Source organism: Lacticaseibacillus pantheris DSM 15945 = JCM 12539 = NBRC 106106 (genome assembly GCF_001311175.1).
GTDB classification, from domain to species: domain Bacteria; phylum Bacillota; class Bacilli; order Lactobacillales; family Lactobacillaceae; genus Lacticaseibacillus; species Lacticaseibacillus pantheris.
The window spans coordinates 13,005-32,917 of the sequence record NZ_BBAI01000026.1 but is presented as its reverse complement, the minus strand read 5'-3'; the positions used below and the strand labels follow the sequence as shown (position 1 = coordinate 32,917).

The window sequence follows — 19,913 nt, the reverse complement described above, 5'->3', positions numbered from 1 at the left end:
CGGATTGACACCAAGAGAATACCGACAACAGTTTAAGCTTTCCAAAAGTGTCTAACTTTTGTGTGGCGCTTCACCCACTTTGTCTCCATAATCTGCCGCCGTACGTCACTTCGTTCCTACGGCGCTCTGGGGTCGCAGCAACCACGTCTCCAGGCACGACGCCTCCACCCCAGCCGCCACGCCCAGCTGCCCCATCAACCTCCACCACGACCAACCTTGACGCTGCACTGACTATGTAAAATCCGGGCTCTGTCATATCCACCAGGAGTGTCCCTAACTTCTCGCATGGGCATATCAGTGTGTACCACCGCGACATCCAAAAAAAATGCATTAAAAAAAGCGGCTGCCATCAAGCAACCGCCGTCCAATTGGGTATCTAGGGTTCGTACCCGGCACTTCACTGAATGCTGTTACGCCGCCATTTGACGGCCTTTTTATGGGGATGAACAGCCTCGTGGTGTCGTCCGTGGTGTCGTTTGCTAGAAATTTAGGTAGTTTGCCACCATTTGCGCGGTCTCTGAATTCTGGTCTTTGGTGACGTGAGTGTATACGTTTAACGTCGTCCCCGCGTCCTCGTGACCTAATCGCGCTTGCACCTCCGGAATGCTAGCCCCAGCCGCAAACAAAGCGCTAGCGTGGCTGTGACGGAACCCGTGAATGGTAATAGTGTGCTGAATGTTATGCGCCTTCTCAATCGCCTTGAGCCATTTTTCAGGCTGGTTCAAGTACATGTGCGTATTGTTCCGAGTACTAAACACAAGCTGATCAGGACGGTTAGCATTCATCCCCAATGAGATGAACAGCTTCATCTGCTGAATTCGCCAATAGCGGAGAGCCTGTACGGTTTTAGGGTCAATGGTGACGGTTCGCCGCCCCCGCCGCGTCTTAGGCGCCTGTACAATCTGGTGACCCTTGAGGCCTTGGGTAAGCGTCTTATTGACCCGTACCGTGCCCTGGGATAAATCAACGTCCCCCCACGTGAGCGCTAAACACTCGCCACGACGAAGACCACCAAAGGCCAGCACTCTAAACAGAGCATTCTTTTTCGGTTCGTCCTTAGCGTCAATATAACCAAAGAACCGCGCCAATTCGTGTCTGTCCCAAAAGTTAGGCAACTCATCTCCTGGTAATTCCTGCTGTTTGGGGATGGTAACTCGCTTGGCTGGGTTAACGTCCAAATAGCCACGCTGAACAGCGTAATCGAGCACCCGGGCCGTGTGATTAAACCAGCGGCGATAATTGCGTGTTGCTATCTTAGCCCACTCGTTTACCGCCCGTTGTAGCATTGGCTGGGTAATGTTGCTTACCTGCTTATCACCAAACAGCGGTAGAATGTGGGTATCGAACATGTTACGGGTGTGCGCATATGTGGACTCCCGCACCGTGTTGATATAACTCGAGTACCATTCTTCATACACCTGTTCAAACGTCCGTGGGCGACGGTTGGCAAGGTCACTTTTAGCAGAGGCTAGTTCCATCCTAGACGCTGCTAAAGTGGCCTCTTTTTTTCGTTCTAAAGCCACGCCGGTGTACCCTTTTGCCCTTACCCGTAAGTGCGTCCTGACCCACATATAAATAAAACTCATAACGTAGTTTGCCGTCCTTGGTTTCGTACTGTGCAATGTTAGCCATATCCTTGTACCTCCATATCACCAGCGGGCAGGCAGGTATGTATTTCGGTATGGGTGCAACGTGGCACCCTATGGCGGGGGATGATCACCATCCCCGTTTATGTGGTTCACGGTCGATAATTCGACAGTGAGAACCTGACAAAACCTGACATCAGACAACACGCAGCGAACATTTTGAATACTACATAGTTTTCGGACATATCGGACACCCTAAAAAAGAAAAGTAAGCGGCAGCGTTTCGCGGCTGAATTCTAAGCCGCCATTTTGACGGGTCGGGTCTTTATACAGACCTCCCCAGTTTTGGGGACATCTCCGACGACCTAAGCAATACTTAGACCGGCGCAAAATTGCGCACATCTATTCAGTTTTGGACAAATATGTCCATATCCCACGGTCATCATGGGGTACCGTTTTAGACCCCCATCACCTAACCAAGTTCAGCATAGACAGGATATACGTTAACGGTGAACGTTTTGTTCACCCTTTGTATAATCAATACATTGGCTGGGGTAACGTTTCGTTCTGGCAGGTCAACCAGACTACCGCTTACATTACCGTCATAAACCATGACAGTAATACACCGCGTGGTTTGTCGTATTTCCCGACGCCCTTTTCCCCAGTAACGGGGTAAAGTCATTACACGGCGCATTCAAGGGGTCGCTTTTTTTTGTAGACCCCCTGGAGTACCGTTCTGGTACCCCAGCCGGTTCCCAGGTGTCGCCACTTTTGGCGGTACCCTGTACCAAAAAGTACATCCGAATTTTTGAGGGTGTAACGAATCGGTACCCCCAGAGGAATACGTACAATGACGCTGGTTTAACTGGATATGTCCAATTCTGGACACATCTACAGCGGAAAACTCCGCGCTACTCACTCGGGAAAATTCGGCCCCGAGTCCGAATTTGCGCGCGGCGCAATTTTCCGCCACGAGATTGACCTACAGGCCATGACTTGGTGGTGTCCCCAATTTTGGGGAAACTACCTACGGGGTCATCAATTTGGTGACCCCTGTCCCCAACATTTGGCACGCCAATTCTGGCGTATCACCTCCGGGGGCGTCTATTCTGGATACCCCTATAGCCCGAAAATTCGGGGCTACTCACGGCCAAAAATTAGGCCATCAAATAATGGTTAGCCACTGGGGTATGCGCAACTTTACGTAGACCAACCATCACGACAACAGGCCGCGTGTTCTGTACTCAATAACGAGACGTTATCAAGTCGATAGCCCATACGATTGCTAATTAACGACAGTTCAATGCTTGGGAGCATTTTTTGGGGGCGTTTTCTGAAGTTCTTTAAATGCCATAAATACAGATTCATAGGCAAAATCAAAATCAGCACGCTTGTTTTCTGATTTATCAGGAGATTCAACCCACATTTTTTTCTAGGGTCTTCAGTGTTAAAGCCATAAAATCAAAAGCCACGGAAATATAATCGCCTTTTAGCTCATCATCAGCGCTTTTCTGATCAAACAGTTTAGTGTCTCTGTCTAATATCACACCTTGAATATCATCTGGAGATGCGGTTTTAATATCTGGATGGTGATACATCCTACCTAGCCTATCAGACAATTCTTTGGGCGTAATATTAAGCAACATATACGCTCTTTCGTCCTCACCGTCTTCCCGCACAGAAAAGCCTTGTAAGTAGGACACTGAAACACCTAGCACGTTAGCTATTTTTTGCCATTTTTCAATCTTGGGTTCCGTATCCCCACGTTCATAGTTGGCGACCGTGGTTCTAGATACATCTAGCTTATCTGCAAGGTATTCCAAACTAAACCCTTTTGCCTGCCTGACCTCTCGAATTCTGTTTTTCGTAACCTTCACCTCCTAACTAGTTCAAAACTATTTATACACCAAGTGCAAGTTTTTTTTGCATTAATAATTGACAGTGCAGAAAACTTGCACTATTCTAATACCGTTCCGGTGCAAGTTTTCTGCACTAAGAAAGGGGGTGCCGCTACATGGAACTTCTAGAGCAGTCCGCTGTGTCACAGCTCATTCAAAGCAAAGGACTACAAACTATGGTTGAGTTGGCTACCGCAACTGGGGTTAACAAATTCACTCTCACCCAAATAATGGCGGGTAACCGGCGCATTGTACGGAAAGAGACGGCTACGAAGATACGCCATTATTTGGCCCGGCAGCACATAACAACGAATTAACAGGCGCAGAGAGGCCAGAAACGGAGGTGACTTATATGCAAATCAATTTACCGGTACCAGACGAGTTCACGGACGAACTACGCCACGAAATGCAACAGGTGGCAGTGGCAGCGTTCAAGGAAGCCGGGGCCAAGCACGCCGCAGCGGACTACATGGACGTGAAGCACGTTGCCGAGTACCTGGGGGTATCGACCGCCACAGTACGCAAGTTCACAGTAATGGGGATGCCACGTATTCAAATCGACGGCGTGACCCGTTACAACAAAGCGGCAGTAGACCAATTCATGCACAGTTACGAACAGTAAACAGTAATCAGCGGGCAGGCAGGTTACTACAGCTCCACCACAAAGTGGGCTATTTCCGCTTTGGAAAAAGCCCGGTACTATCATCAGCAAATGGGGATGGTGATCAGGCCAGCATTTGCGCCCAAGCGCAATTTTGAATTCATCACCGTAACTAGATGGTAATTCGGCCCGGGGCCGAATTTGAGTTAGAAGACCAATTTACTATCTAGCTCCCCAATTCTTGGGGACGGACTCGAACGGTATTATGCACACCATCATTTCACTGGGAACAATCTAATTCGGAGGTATCTCACATGGACATCAACAGAAGCGCCCTAGGCATGGTATACGCCACAGCTAAGGACATCCAGGACATTGACCCCGACAGCGTTACCCGTGTACTAAAGCGTGTACCTGGGCAACCTGGTAAGTTCAACGGGTTAAAGTATCTAACCCCTATTGGTCTCGCAAAGCAATACGCGGAACAAATTGCTAGCACTCTGGACGAGGCCACCGGAGGCCGCTTATCCACCGACCTACACGAGCACCAGAGCCGCCCAGATACTAGCGACGCTAATATACTCGACCTCATTCAAACGGCACTAGAAACAGCACAGGACGGCGTAGAACGGGAAGCCCCCGCAACGTTGTTAGCCGCGCAGGACTTGCTAGACATGGCTACAGGTCGTATTAGTGCCCTACTTTCTTCCAAATCTGGAAAAAAACAATTAGCCGCTGGGGGCGTGGTTACCATCCCCAGCCGCAAAGCACAGCGTTAGCACCAGGCATTTACTCAATTCTGAGTAAAACACCAGACGGACACACCGGCCGAACCATCTAAAAGCGTTCGTATGCACCACCCGCAAACAAACGAAGAGGTACAAAAAGGGCGGCCCAATTCAGGGCGTCCCACGTAATCAGACAAAAATAAAGAGGCCTATCCCCAACCGGCAAAGTTGAAATAGGCCCCACACACGCATATCTATACCGAAGGACACGGCCAACATCCGTGGCTTCTACGTCCTAAGTGTACCGAAATTACGCGTGGTAGACAAGGAAGGTCATTCAAATGCAACTAACAGAAGCTAGGTTTGATGAACTAAGTGCCGCAATACTGAACCACGGGTATAACCCGACCATTGGGGAAACAGAGGCAATTTACAAGCACCTAATTGACGACCCCAATACGTCCCCCGTTTACCGGCAACGTTGTATAGCACACTGGCACAAGATTGTTCGACGTCTACGCACTGAACTGAAAAGTAAGGCAGGTCATCCACATGCAAAAAAAATTGATACCGAAGAACTGATCACATTAGCCATGAATCAAACTGGACTCATTGAAATCATGAACGATTATCTGGAGGACTTAGCTACCGTTTTGGGGCGAAGCAAACGCACGGGTGATACTCATTTACTCGAATACACGGTACAGCGCAATATGGGCCGCTACGATAGCCTGGTGGCTATGCTCCGGAACAATGCGGCAGAACTAACGCAAATGGTCGACGCCGCCGAGGGGATGGTGACCAACCATGATTAGCTTTACCTTCCCCGCCCTGGTCATCACCCTATTAACTGCTGTATTCCTGGGCTATGCCATTGGTGGTCACTGGTTCGGTTGGGACGACGAGCACGACCACAAGGCTAAACACACCACAGAGAGGAGGGGCCGCGCATGAGCTCATCAGGTTTCATAAAGCTACACCGTAGACTGTTGGACTCAATCACCTGGCAGCAGTCCGCACCACCACAAAAAGCGGTGCTAATCACGGTGCTGTTGATGGCTAACCACGCGCCCCAGGCATGGAGGTGGCAAGGCCAGAACTTCACAGCACAACCAGGGCAGTTTATAACATCCATCCCCAAACTGGTAAAAAAAATGCCGGTGTATCAGAAAAGAATGTCCGCACCGCACTAAAGAATCTTGTTGCCATGAAGTTCATAACAGAACAAACAACGAAGCACGGGCGGCTGATAACGGTCGTCAATTGGTAAAAATATCAGGCACTCCCAAATGAGTTTATAGCACCCGAAAATGAGCCAAAACAGCCTTGGGGGTGGCAGACAAACTGGCAGACAAACTGGCAGACAAAAAAGAGTCAACGAGCCCCGCCCCGATAACGTTTCTAGCCCAAAAACAGCCGAAGGGTGGCAGACAAAGCGGCAGACAAAGTGGCAGCTAACAAGAAGTAAAGAAATAAAGAATAATAATAGTGCCCCTAAACTGGAATCTCAAAACAAGGGAATCGTAAAAGAGGTACTAGCGTACCTCAATCAAAAAAACCGGGAAACGTTTCAGGAACGTAGACAGTAATTCTAGATTAATAAAAGCAAGAATCAACGAAGCAAGTTATTCCCTTGATGATTTTAAAACGGTTATCGACTCTAAAACACAGGAATGGCTACAGCAACCAGAGATGGTTAAATACCTACAACCCTCAACCCTGTTTGCCAAGAAACACTTTGACGAGTACCTAAATGCTGCTCCCTCAACAAGTAGAGCAACACCGCCAATTACAAGCAACACCACAAGTTGGTTCCGTCTCGTTGCTGACAATTGTCCGAATGGTGAGAGCCTACGCCGAGAATGGAAACGGCTAACGCCCCGTGACGTAACCAGAGAACAGCTAGAACAATATATAGCCCAGCACTATAGCTAAGAAAGTGAGGCACCATCATATGGCAACCAATCAGTTAGCGCCATCCCCACAGGAAGCACATGATCAACAGGCAGACCTTGAGGCCACAATACTGCACAGCTTGGTATTCACACCGGAGTTGATACGGTCGATTGACCTCAACCCAGAATGGTTTGTGAGCATACAACACCAATTGCTAGCCACCTACCTGATTAATGCCCATGGGGAGCAGTCCTACATGCACATTCGTGACGGTATTGAGGACGACAGCCCAGGAACGATTACACAGGCAACCTGGAACGCAATTCTAGAGAATGAACCACTTCCAAACATGTTCAGCTACCAAGTACATTCACTCGACCATGCTTACCGCAAGCGTAAGGTGCTACGTAGTGCGCAGGCATACAGCAAAACACCAAGCAACAGCAATCTAGAGGCCGTGGCCACCGCCACCCAGGCCCTACAGAGTTTCGAGCAAGAAACTACTGTAACGCTAACTATGGCCGACCTTGAGGCGCAACTGTTGGACAAAATGGCCTCCAACACCGCAGCACCCGGCATTAAGGCCTTCCCGTATCTGGACATAGCATTGAACGGTGGCTTATGCGGGGATGCTTTTAACAATTGGCGCCCGTCCGGCGGTAGGCAAATCAGCATGGGCCCTAAACCTGGCCGCCCAGGTAATTAGCAAGCAACCCGAAGCACGATTAGATTATTTCAGTCTTGAAATGACGGCTACCGAGCTGTACAAGCGACTCGTGACTATGACCGTCGCCACAAACTCCATTATCTCTGGCCGCGTCCACAGTAACATTAACGGTGGTTCGCTAAATGCCCCGGGCAACTCGTTGAATGCTGACCAACAAAAGATGGTGCATAAGGCCACAAGCTACATTAGTGCCATGGACATGCAATTTCACACCGGTGACCTGTCACTAAATAAAATTGTCCAGGTTATCCGCCAGCGCAAGGCCGAGGCTAGCCACGAATACGTGGCAATAATTGACTATCTGGGACTAGTAAACGTCTATCCTCGCCACAAAGACCACCGGCTAGATATCGAAGAGATCACCCGTCAACTGAAACTGTTAGCCATCGAGCTTGAAATTCCGATTGTGTTACTCACCCAGTTAAACCGTGGCATTGAATCACGCCAGGATAAAAAGCCAATTCTATCTGACCTCCGGGAAAGCGGGGCAATCGAGCAAGATAGCAACGTGGTGGCATTCTTGTACAACGACACCGCAAGCGACACCAAGGCCGACTTACGAAACGTTGTACTGTCCATCAGTAAAAACCGTGAAGGCAAGCTAGCCGACCTAGGTTACACGTTCGACACCCGTCACATGTATTTTGCCGAAGTACGCTAGAGGTGAGCCATGAATGACAACCCTAATCGAGTTTGACACCATCATGCGGGCCAATGATTACAAATACACCTATGCCGTATTTTCATGGCTAGAATTGGCGAGTATAGACACGAAAAGCGCAAAAGAGGCAACCAACAACACAGACTATTGGCTACATCAGGCCGAGCTAGACAAGCAGGACGCCCTCCAAACAGCCGAGCACGAGCATACCTACGGGCCAATGCTGACCGAACAACAACTAGCGTATATGTCCAGCGCCCAAATAAATAGCGCCCACCAAATGGCAGACACTTGGACAGAAATTATTCAACGTGTGCGGCGGGTATCCGCAGAGACCCACCCGCCATAGAAAAAAAAGGGCCGGTATCCCTCCGCCCCTCGCTCATTCCATCTAGCAAGCATTATAGCAAACAAACGGGGGTACTGGTCATGGAATCACTGGAATACGACAGAAAGCAAACACGCCGCAACGCGGACAGGTTGTTACGTGGATACCGACAAACGGCCCGTATGGCCGGGGATGAGTTCGTGCCAAAGCTAACGGCCACGCTCACGTTAGAACCCGTGTCGCATACAGCACCCGCGGCGCGCCAATAGAAAGTCACGTATCCCGTAAGGTTGATGCCCTGGCATACCTACGGGACGTTACCAGGGCAATGAATCAACTGGATACCCAGCAACGCGAATTGCTGTGGTACCGCTACTGTGATACCCAAGCCATGACGGATATACAAATCTACATGGGCATTACACTTTGCAGTGAGCGCCAATACTACCGCCTGCTAGAACGTGCATTACTGGCATTTGCGAGAGCTATCAGCATGGCCGACTAATCGCGGAATAAGTCCTAAATAGTGCCGCTATCATCCCCACAGCCCCGTTCATCCCATCCCCATCCGAACCACAACCGCGTACCAGAATAAAAAAATCGCGTATAAGCGCGTCTAAGGCGAGTTAGGGCAATTACGCCTAGTTACCCGCAAAAGTTTCTAGCGTCCAGCACGCGCAAATTCTGGCACCAAATTAACGCATTTACACGAAGGGAGAACCTGGGAATGAGTTCAAGAGTAAACGCCACTCCGACCATCAACCAACGAGCCACCGAAGCAAACGTAATTGCAATACTACAGGGGTACGGTATAAAGAGCGCCCGGCTACGTGTTGCCCGACGTGCAGGACTACAATCACCACGGCTTGACGGTATGCCGCACGGTACAAGCACCGATAACGTCAACGAGTCCCGCATAGTGCGCAACCTAGGGGATGAAGAAGAACTAGAGGCAGTTAAGGCTGTACTGGAGGAGCTAGAGCCAATTGACGCCGCCATACTCAAACACACATACATGCACCCACTACCAAGCAGAGCCGCTATACAAGAGCGTGTAGGCCTCGAGCATTCGCAACTTTACCGCCGTTGCCGAAAAGCGCTGGTACAATTTGCCCAGCTATGGCCCCTAAGCAACCTAGTTGTGTACGACTGATTAGCAACCTCATACGTTACCACCAACCGCCCAAATGGTGTGCACCCATTTGGGTTTTTGTGTGCACCCTTTTTGGGTTAGGGTGCACCCGTTGTATTCAGGGGATGGGGTGATATGTAATGCGAAAATCAGCACCAAAGTAGCGCAAGTTTGACGCCTTATAACCGGAAGAGTGTAACGCCACTAACACAGCTATTGACGCAGAATACAGCCCCATGCATGCGCACATTAACGCTACAAAACTACTACAAATTACTACTATCGCCAAATGTATTACTAAGCGCATGGCGGCGGCCGATACAATGCTAATAAACACTAACCCTATGTTGAAAAATGTTGAGGTTATGGGAACGGTCGTTGACGTGATTAACGCACCCAGCACCCTTTCATTCAGCCCATCATATGCCATCATTTTCAACACGGAACGCTCACGTCAAAACGGTACACTCCGTTTGTTGTAGTCGCTACGTGATCATGGCTATAGGTATCCCCAGGTGTTGTCGCTAAGGGCAATACCTTGTAAAATGACCACGAAGAGTTGAGTAAGCGGAAAGGTGGTCAGCCAAAATGATGTACTATACACTTCTGAGTCGCGTAGATGGATATGAGGAATTTCTGTTTGAAAACCCAAGTACCGGCTTAAGTAAAAGGGGCACATTTAACCGGGCTACAGGCGATTTAACGCTTGAGCCGGGTGAACTTGGCTGGCCCGCCGAAGACGGTCGGCTTCGAGGGATAATGCTTAAATCTCAGAATATTGAAGTTGGCTCCAGAGAAATTAAGGCGTTTGGATAGTTAAGAACACATTGGTTTTATGACGTAGCACTCACTAATTAGTGGGTGTTTTCTTTTACACAAATATGATAATTTTAGGCACTAAAAAAACCACCAGCACTAACGCTAGTGGCACCTACCTACCCGCTTATTAATAACGATTACTGAACTATTATTTCACCCTCGACGACACCACAAGCGACACCACGAAATGGTAACGCTGCTGGTATCGTTATGGTGTCTTCTGGTGTCGTCTCTGCACGCTCTGATTCGGTGCTCGAGTAAACAAAAAGCTGATAACACCGGGCTTTATAAGCTTACGCCATCAGCAAAATACCGTCGATTGGGTATCTAGGGATCGAACCTAGGATTATGGATTCAGAGTCCACTGCGTTACCACTTCGCTAATACCCAATAATATTCAATTCCGTGTCAAGCACAATAAATACTATACGCAGATTAGGCGTGCGCGTCAACAGAATTGACGATTTTTATTCACATATTCCGTGACTATCCCTTTGACCATCATTTTATTCGGGTATGCACACCGCACGACCATCGTATTTGTTCGCACAATTTAATCTTGAAAACAACCCCACCAACGCGTAGACTAGGCACAAATTTACGGGGGGTGTTTAAATGTCGCTAATAGTGCTGATTGGGGCCCAGGCGGTTGGCAAAATGACCGTCGGCAAAGAATTGGAAAGCTCCGGAACCGGTCGATTATTATTCAACCACGAAACTATCGATACCTTTGCGCGATTCTTGGGTTACGGATCCACAACCTTCGCCTTATCCGATAAGATGCGGAAGGACTTGTTTCATGTGTTTGTTACCAATACCGACACCAACACTACGGATACCATTATCTTTACGGTTATGATTGACTTTGACTCACCCGACGACACAAATTTTCTGCGGGACATCAGCGATATCTTTCTTGATGCCGATCAGGATGTCTTTTTCGTTGAGTTGACTGCTCCCCTCGACACGCGTATTGAGCGTAACGTGATGCCCGATCGCTTAGCAGCAAAGCCCTCAAAGCGGAACGTCAAGAAATCGCAGATGATGCTTTTGCAATCCGACCATGATTTCCGGTTAGTCAGTCATCCTGGCGAACTGGAGGCCACCTTTCCCAATGTTCACTGTACTCAAATTGATACAGCCAAAAGCACACCTGCTACCAGCGCGCACACTATTAATGCGTTTATAAAGCAGTATTTGGCATAAGCACAGTTGCATGGCCGTAACCGTCACCATCTCTCACAATCGGTTACTTCAGGAAGCCTGGTGTACTGGTATCGATAAAAAATGGTAGCAACGGGGTCATTAGTCCGTTGCTACCATTATGATGACTGTGATTGGGTATCTAGGGATCGAACCTAGGATTATGGATTCAGAGTCCACTGCGTTACCACTTCGCTAATACCCAATATCATTATTTGCGTGTTATGAGCACGAAAAATATATTAACCCGAATCCATGGCCGTCGTCAACACTTTCAGCCAACTTTTCAATGCAATTTAGTAGGAACCAGAGTAAACTGGAGGTACTAATGACGAAAGAGGGAGTTAAGTCTATGAGTTTATCCGCATGTACCTCAATCCTGGTCGGCAAAGCAGCCAGCCTGGACGGCACGACCATGATTGCCCGTAACGACGACACGTTTTTGCCCCTGACCCCGCAGCGTTTCTATATGCATCCAGGTTGGAAGGGCAAGAAGGGTCAGACCGTCGCCTCACCTTTGAACGGGTTCACGGCCGAACTGCCCGAGAACGGCTACCGCTACAACGCCGTACCGAACGTTGACCGCGAACACCTGGGGGATTACGAAGAGAGCGGCATCAACGAGAAGAACGTTGCCATGAGCGCCACCGAGAGCACGTACGGTAACGAACGCGCCCTGGCTCACGATTCGCTGGTCAAAGACGGCCTGGATGAAGACCTGATTGTGAACATGACCCTCCCCTTCATCGAGTCCGCACGCCATGGTGTTGAATACCTCGGTCAGCTCATCAAGCAATACGGCTCGCCGGCCGGTAACTCCGTCCTGTTCTCCGACCGCGATAACGTCTGGTATATGGAAATCGTGACGGGTCACCACTGGGTCGCCCAGCGCATCCCCGACGATGCTTATGCCGTTGCTGCTAACCAGGTGGCCATTCAGCAGGTTGACTTTGACGACACCGACAACTTTGCGTGGAGCGAAGGTATCCGTGAATTCGTTGAGGAACACCACCTAAACACCGACAAAGAAGGCTGGAACTTCCGCCACATCTTTGGCACGATGAACGAAAAGGACCGCCACTACAACACACCACGTGTATGGTACGGTCACCACATTCTGAACCCCGAGGTCGACGAAGAACCTGAATCCGCCGAGCTGCCATTCATCATGCGGACCAGCCACAAGATTTCCGTTGAGGACATCGCCCAGATTCTGGGTAGTCACTACAACGAAACCAAGTACGACCCGTTTGGCCATGAAGGTAGCGAGCACGACCGCCTCCGTTACCGGCCGATTGGACTCAACCGCACCCAGAACTCCCACGTGCTCCAGGTTCGCGGCAACGCTCCGGCCGGTGCCGAGGGCGTGATGTGGCTGTGCTTGGGCTACCCAACGTTTAGCCCGTACGTACCGTTCTACACGAACGCCAACGACACGGACCCATCGTACAGTTCCACACCGCTGAAGCTCGACACTGACGTCGACTCCGCTTACTGGATGTACCGGACGCTATCCACCATTACGGAAAGCCACTACAGCAAGTTCATCCAGCAAAACCGCGACTACCTGACCGCCCTGTACCGTCGCTTCCGTGAACACGTCGCGGAAACGGATACTGCTGCCAGCGAACTCAGCGGCAAGGAGCTGACCAAAGCCCTGACTGAGGCCAATTATGCCATTGTTGCCGAAACTAAGGCCGCCACGAAGGCGCAGATCAACGAGATGTTGATGGAAAGCATCAACCTGTCCCAGCTGACGTTTAACATGGATAAGAACCTATAATTGCTCCGCACACAACCGCCCAGACGCTATCTTGATGACCGCGTCCGGGCGGCTTTTGCGTACTGTTTAATCAGTTAACAGGATGACCAGACACCGTCACGCACACGTGGTAAAATCGGGCTGTAGACCGATACCTCTCGGGCCACTTTGGTCAATAATATGGTTGTGCCGTTACACTGTCACTGCTTGTGGCGGCACAAACTGGAGGCCAAGCTATGACTCTATTCGCGCTATTACTAGATTTATTGGCGGCGGGTTCGTGGTATATACAAGCGCAGACGCTCACCCACGGCATCTTTGTGGTCGGATGATTGTCCAAAGCGTAATCGCGTTAATACTACTCGGGTTCACCCTGGGGTACCGTGGACGCCGCAACTCACGGACGTGGGCTGCTGATGGTGGTTACCACCCGTTCACCATACGCTATAGCGTGATCGTGATGTCGTTCTTGGTTAACGCCATCATGATATTCTTGTATTATCTGAACCTGACCGGTCGTAATGCTGTTATTTTTGATTAACACTACTCAACCCATTTGGAGGAATTGATCATGGCAAATGCAAACATTCTCGTTACCACTACGGAAAACATCCCCGGCCAAAACTACACCGTGATTGGTGAAGCGTTCGGCCTCACCACCCAGTCCAAGAACTTCGTATCCGACATTGGTGCAGGCCTCAAGAACCTGGTCGGTGGCGAAATCAAAGCCTACACCAGTATGTTGCACGAATCCCGGACGAAGGCCATCGAACGGTTACGCGATGAGGCCGCGAACATGGGCGCCGACGCGGTCGTCATGATGCGCTTTGATTCCGGATCCATTGGCGGCGATATGCAAAGCGTCGTTGCTTACGGTACTGCCGTTAAGTTTACCGACTAATTTACCACTGTATTCTGGCTAACATTCCTGTATAAAGAACATTGACTGCACCCACTACCGGGTATGGTCGATGTTCTTTTTTTTATGCGGTGACATTTCTTGTCAGTGGCCAGCTAATGCTGACAGTACTGGTGGAAAAATTTCCAACTACCCTTTAGACAAATTGCACAATTTGTCTAAAATCCCTCCCCAAACAAAACTTTTTTGGAGCAAAAGTGGGTGATTTCGGGCTTGTTTCACCCCAAAACAGCTACTAAAGTTGCCAAAGTTTGTCACAAACACGCACCACGTTAATCGCTTTGTAATTTTTTTGTAAGTGAGCCATCACCCACTAGTTGCCTGCCCCTCACTTGCTTTTAGTAAGCGGTTTCTTCGAGACCACTTTTGTGCACAATGTATTTATTAGATTTAAAAATATCTTGTTTACGAATAACCCAACACTTGTTACTATCTTTTTGTAACCGCTATCATAATATTGTTTTTCAAAGGGGGTTTTACTATGGCCACGTCAAAGTACGTGCTCGCAATTGACGAAGGTACTACCAGTACCCGGGCACTGATCGTCGACCATGACGGTCAGATGGTTGCCGACGCCCAGCGCGAGTTTACGCAATACTTTCCACAGCCGGGCTGGGTGGAACATAACGCCAACGAAATTTGGAACGCCGTTTTGTCCACCATTGCCACTGCATTTATTAACAGTGGTATCCAGCCCAAAGAAATTGCCGGGGTCGGTATCACCAACCAACGCGAAACCACGGTGGTGTGGGACAAAGCCACCGGGCTGCCCATCTACAACGCCATCGTCTGGCAGTCGCGCCAAACTAACGACATTGCGGAGCAACTCAAAGCCGATGGGCATAGCGACATGATTCACGAACACACCGGCCTGCTAATTGACGCCTACTTCTCGGCCACCAAAATTCGGTGGATTCTCGACCACGTGCCGGGAGCGCAGGAACGCGCTGAGAAAGGCGAGCTGCTCTTCGGCACCATCGACACCTGGATCTCGTGGAAGTTATCCGGCGGCGAGATTCACGTCACCGACTACACCAATGCCAGTCGCACGATGCTGTTCAACATTCACACTTTGCAGTGGGACGATGAGATTCTGCAATTACTCAATATCCCCCGGAAGATGTTGCCGGAAGTACGCAGCAACTCCGAGGTCTACGGCAACACCGCCGCCTACCACTTCTACGGGAGTAGCGTACCCATCGCGGGGATGGCCGGCGACCAGCAAAGTGCCTTGTTCGGCCAGCTGGCGCTCAAACCAGGGACCGTCAAAAACACGTACGGTACCGGCTCCTTCATCGTCATGAACACCGGTAAGGAACCGGTGATGTCGGCAAACAACCTACTGACGACCATCGGCTACGGCATCAACGGCGAGGTCAACTACGCACTGGAGGGTTCCGTGTTCGTCGCGGGTAGCGCCATCCAGTGGCTGCGCGACGCTATGGAGCTGGTGCAGCACGCACCGGACTCCGAGCACGCCGCACGGACTTCGCAAAGTCAAGATGAGGTCTACGTTGTGCCCGCGTTCACCGGCCTCGGTGCCCCGTACTGGGACGCCAACGCCCGTGGTGCCGTGTTCGGCATCACCCGTGGGACCACGCGCAACGACTTCATCAAGGCGACTTTGCAATCCCTCGCCTACCAGAGTCGCGACGTGGTCGACACGATGTACAAAGACACCAAGATTAAGATTCCCGCACTCCGCGTCGACGGTGGCGCCGCCAACAACGACTACCTGATGCAATTCCAAGCCGACATTCTGGGGACACCAGTCGAACGGGCCGCTAACCTCGAAACGACCGCCATGGGCGCATCGTTCCTAGCCGGGCTGGCCGTCGGGTTCTGGCAGGACACCGACGAGCTGCAACATCTAGCCAAAGTCGGCAAGCGGTTCGAGCCGCAAATGTCCGCCGAACGCCGCGAGCAACTGTACGCGGGCTGGCAGCAGGCCGTCAACGCCACCATGACGTTCAAGCCGGACCAGAAGTAACCAATACTTGAGGAGGAAATTATTATGGCTTTTTCAGCAAATACGCGTCAACAAACAATTGAGCACCTACAAAACACACCTTTGGACCTACTCATTATTGGTGGTGGGATTACCGGTGCCGGCGTTGCCATTCAGGCCACCGCATCCGGCATCAAGACTGGATTAATTGAAATGCAGGACTTCGCTGAAGGTACCAGCTCCCGCTCCACCAAGCTGGTCCACGGTGGTATCCGCTACCTCAAGACCTTTGACGTCGGCGTGGTCAACGACACCGTCAAGGAGCGCGCCGTCGTGCAGGGCATCGCGCCGCACATTCCGCGGCCGTTCCCAATGCTGATGCCTATTTACGACGAACCGGAATCAACGTACGACATGTTCTCCGTCAAGATTGCGATGGACCTGTACGACAAGCTGGCTGGCGTTGACGGCACCCAGTACGCTAACTACACCATCTCAAAGGATGAGGTGCTTCAGCGCGAGCCCGGCTTGAAGTCCAAGAACCTCAAGGGTGGCGGCGTCTACCTCGACTTTGTCAACAACGACGCCCGCCTGGTCATCGAGAACATTAAGGAAGCCGATGAACTGGGCGGCCTGATTGCGAGCCACGTGAAGGCTGTCGGTGTGCTGCACGACGACAACGGCAAAGTTGTGGGTGTGCACGCACAGGACACGATTAGCGGCAAGGAGTTCGACATCCACGCCAAGTTGGTGATCAACACCACCGGCCCATGGGTCGACAAGCTACGTGACCTCGACCAGAAGCTGGACCACACGCCAATGATGCGGCCAACTAAGGGTGTGCACCTCGTGGTTGACGAATCACGGTTGCGCGTACCCCAGCCAACCTACTTTGACTCGGGTGCCCACGACGGCCGGATGATCTTCGTTGTGCCACGTGAAGGCAAGACCTACTTCGGGACCACCGACACGGACTTCAAGGGCGACTATAAGCACCCAACCGTCGACCAGGACGACGTGGATTACCTGTTAGCGGCCATCAACAACCGCTACCCGGACGCCAAGGTGACGCTCAAGGATATCGAGGCCAGCTGGGTCGGCCTGCGCCCACTGATTGCCACGAATGGTAGTTCCGATTACAACGGTGGTGGTGCCAACACTGGCAAAGTATCCCAGGAAAGTTTCGACAAGCTGATTAAGACCGTCGACGACTACGAGGACCAGCAGGCCACCCGTGACGACGTTGAGAACGCAATCAGCAAACTGAAGACGGCCCACGCTGAAGAGACGCTGAGCCCGTCGCAGGTATCCCGGGGCTCCGCGCTCGATACCGAAGCTGACGGCATGATTACCCTGTCCGGTGGGAAGATTACCGACTACCGGAAGATGGCGGCGGGCGCTCTTGCCCTGATTCGGCAGACGCTGAAGCGCGACTACAACGTGGATAGCAAGGAAATCGACTCGAAGAAGCTGCAGGTTTCCGGTGGCCACTTTGACCCAACGAACGTTGACGACACGATGGACTTCTACACCCGCATCGCCGTGGACGCTGGGTTGCCACAGGAAGACGCGGCGGACCTCGCCAACCGTTTCGGTAGCAACACCGGCCGCGTCGTCACCTACGTCGAGGAGGGCGCCGCGGAGGGCTTGTCGCTCAAGGAAACGATCTCCCTGCGCTACTCCGTTAACGAGGAACTGACGATGACGCCGGTCGACTACTTGCTGCGGCGGACGAACGCCATCCTGTTCCACGCGGACACGCTGGCCCAGCTGCACGACCCGGTAATTAACGAGATGGCCCGCCTGCTGGACTGGGATGCCGACACTAAGGCGGCCATGACCAAGCAGTTGGACGACGCGATTGCGGAATCAGAGCTGGCGGCACTGAAGTAACAGAGCGGAGCAGGCCGCTTAGAACGCAGAGCATAAGTGACTTCAGCGTAAAGGCCCGGGTTTGGCCTTTGGGCTGGAGTTGCTTATGTGGCGCGTTCTGGCCTGCGGAGCTCGACTATGACAGAGCAGAACCGCGCGGTTAAAAGGTAGAGTGTAAGTGAGTTGGGGCCAAAAGCACGTACTTGGCTTTTGGTGCCGACTTGCTTACACGGCACCTTTTGCGCGGTGGAGCTCGGCTATGAAGGGAGGTCTCCCCATGCACAACCCCATTATGACCCAAGCGTTAGGCGAGTTTATCGGTACCCTCGTGTTGGTACTCCTGGGTGACGGTGTCGTCGCCGGCGTATCGTTGAAGAAGTCCAAAGCTGAGGGTGCCGGCTGGATTGCCATTGCCCTCGGTTGGGGACTGGCTGTCACGCTCGGCGTGTACTCCGCTGCGTTCCTCGGCCCGGCGCACCTTAACCCAGCCGTGACCATCGGCTTTGCCGTCATCGGTAAATTTCCCTGGTCCGGCGTAGCGCCATTTATCATCGCCCAAATGCTGGGCGCGTTTGTTGGTGCGGCACTCGTCTGGCTGCAATACTACCCGCACTGGCGGGAAACGCACGACCAGGCGGCCATCCTTGGCACCTTTGCTACCGGGCCCGCAATTCGTCAGCCGCTCGCGAACCTCTTCTCCGAAACGCTGGGCACCGCGGTGCTGGTATTCATGCTGCTGGCCTTCACTAAGGGCCAGTGGACGGCCGGCCTGAACCCCATTGGCGTCGGCGTGCTAATTACCGCGATTGGTTTCTCCCTCGGTGGGACGACCGGTTACGCGATCAACCCCGCCCGGGACCTCGGCCCGCGGTTGGCGCACGCGGTGCTGCCAATTGCCAACAAAGGTGGTTCCGACTGGAGCTACGGTTGGATTCCGGTTGTGGGTCCGGTGATTGGCGGTATTGTTGGTGCGGTATTGTTTGCCATTATTTAATGTAGAAACAACGAAACCGGGTCACCACCTACGCGTATCAGCGTGTGGGTGGTGACCCGGTTTTTGTATGTTTGAGCTAAAGCTAAAAGTGACTACAGCATCAAACAAACGGAAGGTTGCTCATAATTACATCCAGCATTCAAAACACTTCCCTTCGGATAATATCCTACCAACCAAGATGAAAAGCAATCGGCCTAAAACTACCTCAGTCACACATCATACCCAAGTTGTAGGTATTCCGGTTAAACATACTAGTCCAGATCATCCTCGTCATCCCGTCCCCGCACACCCCGAATGATGGTAAGCACGCCCGCAGCGAGCCCCAATGCCCCGCTGAGTAACGTAATCCCGCCAGATACCGTTGCAAGAATACCGTTGGTAATTAGTTTACGATCTGCCATAGTTAACACCTCCCGGTTTGTTGGCTCGATAATTAATGTTATTATACTATAATAGCGTTTACAAGAAATAGTGGTTGGTCAGATATCTTTGTTACCAACACAGAAATCGGTGAGTCTGGTCTACTTTGCTTGGGAGAGTTTGCAGAAATTTCGCGCAAACCCATTGACATTTTCGCTGAATCCCGTAGAATGTAACAGTACTCAATTGATTGACATTGCCCGTTGGTCAAGGGGTTAAGACGTCGCGTTCTCAGCGCGAAAACACGGGTTCGAATCCCGTACGGGTGATACTTGGAACCACCAGTTAATTTTTCAAAGGGAGGAACGTTGTTATGACAATGTTCCTCCCTTTTTATTGACCATCATAGGCACATCTTTTTTGATTTTGGGCAACTTTTTACAGGTGCTATAATAGTCGGTAACATCATTTACCACACG

21 protein-coding genes, 3 tRNA genes and 1 pseudogene are annotated in these 19,913 nt (G+C 51.2%); 19 read left to right on the top strand and 6 right to left on the bottom strand.

Going from position 1 to position 19,913, the window contains the following annotated elements; all coding sequences use genetic code 11:
* Positions 1–479: 479 nt before the first annotated feature.
* The 3 genes from JCM12539_RS08740 to JCM12539_RS08735 form a co-directional block, all read right to left on the bottom strand.
* Positions 480–1,478, bottom strand: a complete 999-nt coding sequence (locus JCM12539_RS08740; RefSeq protein ID WP_225350321.1) for a tyrosine-type recombinase/integrase — start codon at positions 1,476–1,478, stop codon at positions 480–482.
* Between the two features lies 1 nt (position 1,479).
* The gene (locus JCM12539_RS14180; RefSeq protein WP_225350320.1) at positions 1,480–1,632 is read right to left on the bottom strand and encodes an Arm DNA-binding domain-containing protein; all 153 of its coding nucleotides are present in this window, start codon (positions 1,630–1,632) and stop codon (positions 1,480–1,482) included.
* Between the two features lie 1,369 nt (positions 1,633–3,001).
* The gene (locus tag JCM12539_RS08735; protein WP_054650777.1) at positions 3,002–3,463 is read right to left on the bottom strand and encodes a helix-turn-helix domain-containing protein; all 462 of its coding nucleotides are present in this window, start codon (positions 3,461–3,463) and stop codon (positions 3,002–3,004) included.
* Between the two features lie 373 nt (positions 3,464–3,836).
* On the opposite strand from JCM12539_RS08735, the gene JCM12539_RS08725 reads away from it, so the two are divergent.
* From JCM12539_RS08725 to JCM12539_RS08680, 11 genes and pseudogenes are all read left to right on the top strand, one after another.
* Positions 3,837–4,106: a helix-turn-helix domain-containing protein gene (locus JCM12539_RS08725; protein ID WP_054650773.1), complete on the top strand. Its 270-nt coding sequence runs from the start codon at positions 3,837–3,839 to the stop codon at positions 4,104–4,106.
* Between the two features lie 293 nt (positions 4,107–4,399).
* The gene (locus JCM12539_RS08720) at positions 4,400–4,864 is read left to right on the top strand and encodes a hypothetical protein (protein WP_054650771.1); all 465 of its coding nucleotides are present in this window, start codon (positions 4,400–4,402) and stop codon (positions 4,862–4,864) included.
* A 290-nt stretch (positions 4,865–5,154) separates the two neighbouring features.
* On the top strand, positions 5,155–5,628 hold the full coding sequence (locus JCM12539_RS08715; RefSeq protein WP_054650769.1) for a hypothetical protein: 474 nt from the start codon (positions 5,155–5,157) through the stop codon (positions 5,626–5,628).
* Between the two features lie 733 nt (positions 5,629–6,361).
* A complete protein-coding gene (locus tag JCM12539_RS15255; protein ID WP_082405435.1) occupies positions 6,362–6,748 on the top strand; it encodes a conserved phage C-terminal domain-containing protein in 387 nt (128 codons plus the stop codon).
* A gap of 19 nt (positions 6,749–6,767) precedes the next feature.
* Positions 6,768–7,415: a hypothetical protein gene (locus JCM12539_RS08705; protein WP_054650765.1), complete on the top strand. Its 648-nt coding sequence runs from the start codon at positions 6,768–6,770 to the stop codon at positions 7,413–7,415.
* Positions 7,339–8,097 (top strand): DnaB-like helicase C-terminal domain-containing protein, encoded by a 759-nt coding sequence (locus tag JCM12539_RS08700; protein WP_082405434.1) that lies wholly within the window; start codon positions 7,339–7,341, stop codon positions 8,095–8,097. The genes JCM12539_RS08705 and JCM12539_RS08700 overlap by 77 nt, the downstream gene beginning before the upstream one ends.
* Positions 8,098–8,110: 13 nt before the next feature.
* Complete coding sequence (locus JCM12539_RS08695; protein WP_054650761.1) at positions 8,111–8,446, top strand: hypothetical protein; 336 nt, start codon at positions 8,111–8,113, stop codon at positions 8,444–8,446.
* Positions 8,447–8,690: 244 nt separating this feature from the next.
* Positions 8,691–8,930 (top strand): ArpU family phage packaging/lysis transcriptional regulator, encoded by a 240-nt coding sequence (locus tag JCM12539_RS12775; RefSeq protein ID WP_082405433.1) that lies wholly within the window; start codon positions 8,691–8,693, stop codon positions 8,928–8,930.
* A gap of 222 nt (positions 8,931–9,152) precedes the next feature.
* Positions 9,153–9,578: an ArpU family phage packaging/lysis transcriptional regulator gene (locus JCM12539_RS08690; protein WP_054650758.1), complete on the top strand. Its 426-nt coding sequence runs from the start codon at positions 9,153–9,155 to the stop codon at positions 9,576–9,578.
* A 179-nt stretch (positions 9,579–9,757) separates the two neighbouring features.
* Positions 9,758–10,039: pseudogene (locus JCM12539_RS15250) on the top strand (hypothetical protein); the annotation flags it as partial.
* A 106-nt stretch (positions 10,040–10,145) separates the two neighbouring features.
* Positions 10,146–10,373, top strand: a complete 228-nt coding sequence (locus tag JCM12539_RS08680) for a hypothetical protein (protein ID WP_054650754.1) — start codon at positions 10,146–10,148, stop codon at positions 10,371–10,373.
* A 322-nt stretch (positions 10,374–10,695) separates the two neighbouring features.
* Here the strand turns inward: JCM12539_RS08680 and JCM12539_RS08675 are convergent.
* Positions 10,696–10,766 (bottom strand) — tRNA-Gln (locus JCM12539_RS08675).
* Between the two features lie 225 nt (positions 10,767–10,991).
* Here JCM12539_RS08675 and JCM12539_RS08670 point away from each other — a divergent pair.
* Positions 10,992–11,582 carry a hypothetical protein gene (locus tag JCM12539_RS08670; protein WP_054650752.1) on the top strand — a complete coding sequence of 197 codons (591 nt, stop codon included), beginning with the start codon at positions 10,992–10,994 and terminating at the stop codon, positions 11,580–11,582.
* A 131-nt stretch (positions 11,583–11,713) separates the two neighbouring features.
* Here JCM12539_RS08670 and JCM12539_RS08665 read toward each other — a convergent pair.
* Positions 11,714–11,784 (bottom strand) — tRNA-Gln (locus JCM12539_RS08665).
* A gap of 147 nt (positions 11,785–11,931) precedes the next feature.
* Here JCM12539_RS08665 and JCM12539_RS08660 point away from each other — a divergent pair.
* The 6 genes from JCM12539_RS08660 to JCM12539_RS08635 all read left to right on the top strand — a co-directional run bounded on the left by JCM12539_RS08660 (position 11,932) and on the right by JCM12539_RS08635 (position 19,074).
* Positions 11,932–13,362 carry a C69 family dipeptidase gene (locus tag JCM12539_RS08660; protein WP_054650750.1) on the top strand — a complete coding sequence of 477 codons (1,431 nt, stop codon included), beginning with the start codon at positions 11,932–11,934 and terminating at the stop codon, positions 13,360–13,362.
* Positions 13,363–13,621: 259 nt separating this feature from the next.
* Entirely contained in the window at positions 13,622–13,882 is a 261-nt protein-coding gene (locus tag JCM12539_RS08655; RefSeq protein WP_156302156.1) for a hypothetical protein, read from the top strand.
* A 30-nt stretch (positions 13,883–13,912) separates the two neighbouring features.
* A complete protein-coding gene (locus JCM12539_RS08650) occupies positions 13,913–14,242 on the top strand; it encodes a heavy metal-binding domain-containing protein (protein ID WP_054650746.1) in 330 nt (109 codons plus the stop codon).
* Positions 14,243–14,741: 499 nt separating this feature from the next.
* Positions 14,742–16,250, top strand: coding sequence for a glycerol kinase GlpK (gene glpK / locus JCM12539_RS08645; protein WP_054650744.1), 1,509 nt, complete (start codon positions 14,742–14,744; stop codon positions 16,248–16,250).
* A gap of 24 nt (positions 16,251–16,274) precedes the next feature.
* Complete coding sequence (gene glpO, locus JCM12539_RS08640) at positions 16,275–18,101, top strand: type 1 glycerol-3-phosphate oxidase (protein WP_054650742.1); 1,827 nt, start codon at positions 16,275–16,277, stop codon at positions 18,099–18,101.
* A gap of 268 nt (positions 18,102–18,369) precedes the next feature.
* A complete protein-coding gene (locus JCM12539_RS08635) occupies positions 18,370–19,074 on the top strand; it encodes an MIP/aquaporin family protein (protein WP_082405436.1) in 705 nt (234 codons plus the stop codon).
* Between the two features lie 251 nt (positions 19,075–19,325).
* Here the strand turns inward: JCM12539_RS08635 and JCM12539_RS13245 are convergent, their stop codons facing one another.
* Positions 19,326–19,475: a hypothetical protein gene (locus JCM12539_RS13245; RefSeq protein ID WP_156302155.1), complete on the bottom strand. Its 150-nt coding sequence runs from the start codon at positions 19,473–19,475 to the stop codon at positions 19,326–19,328.
* A gap of 216 nt (positions 19,476–19,691) precedes the next feature.
* On the opposite strand from JCM12539_RS13245, the gene JCM12539_RS08630 reads away from it, so the two are divergent.
* Positions 19,692–19,763, top strand: a tRNA-Glu gene (locus JCM12539_RS08630).
* Positions 19,764–19,913: the final 150 nt, after the last annotated feature.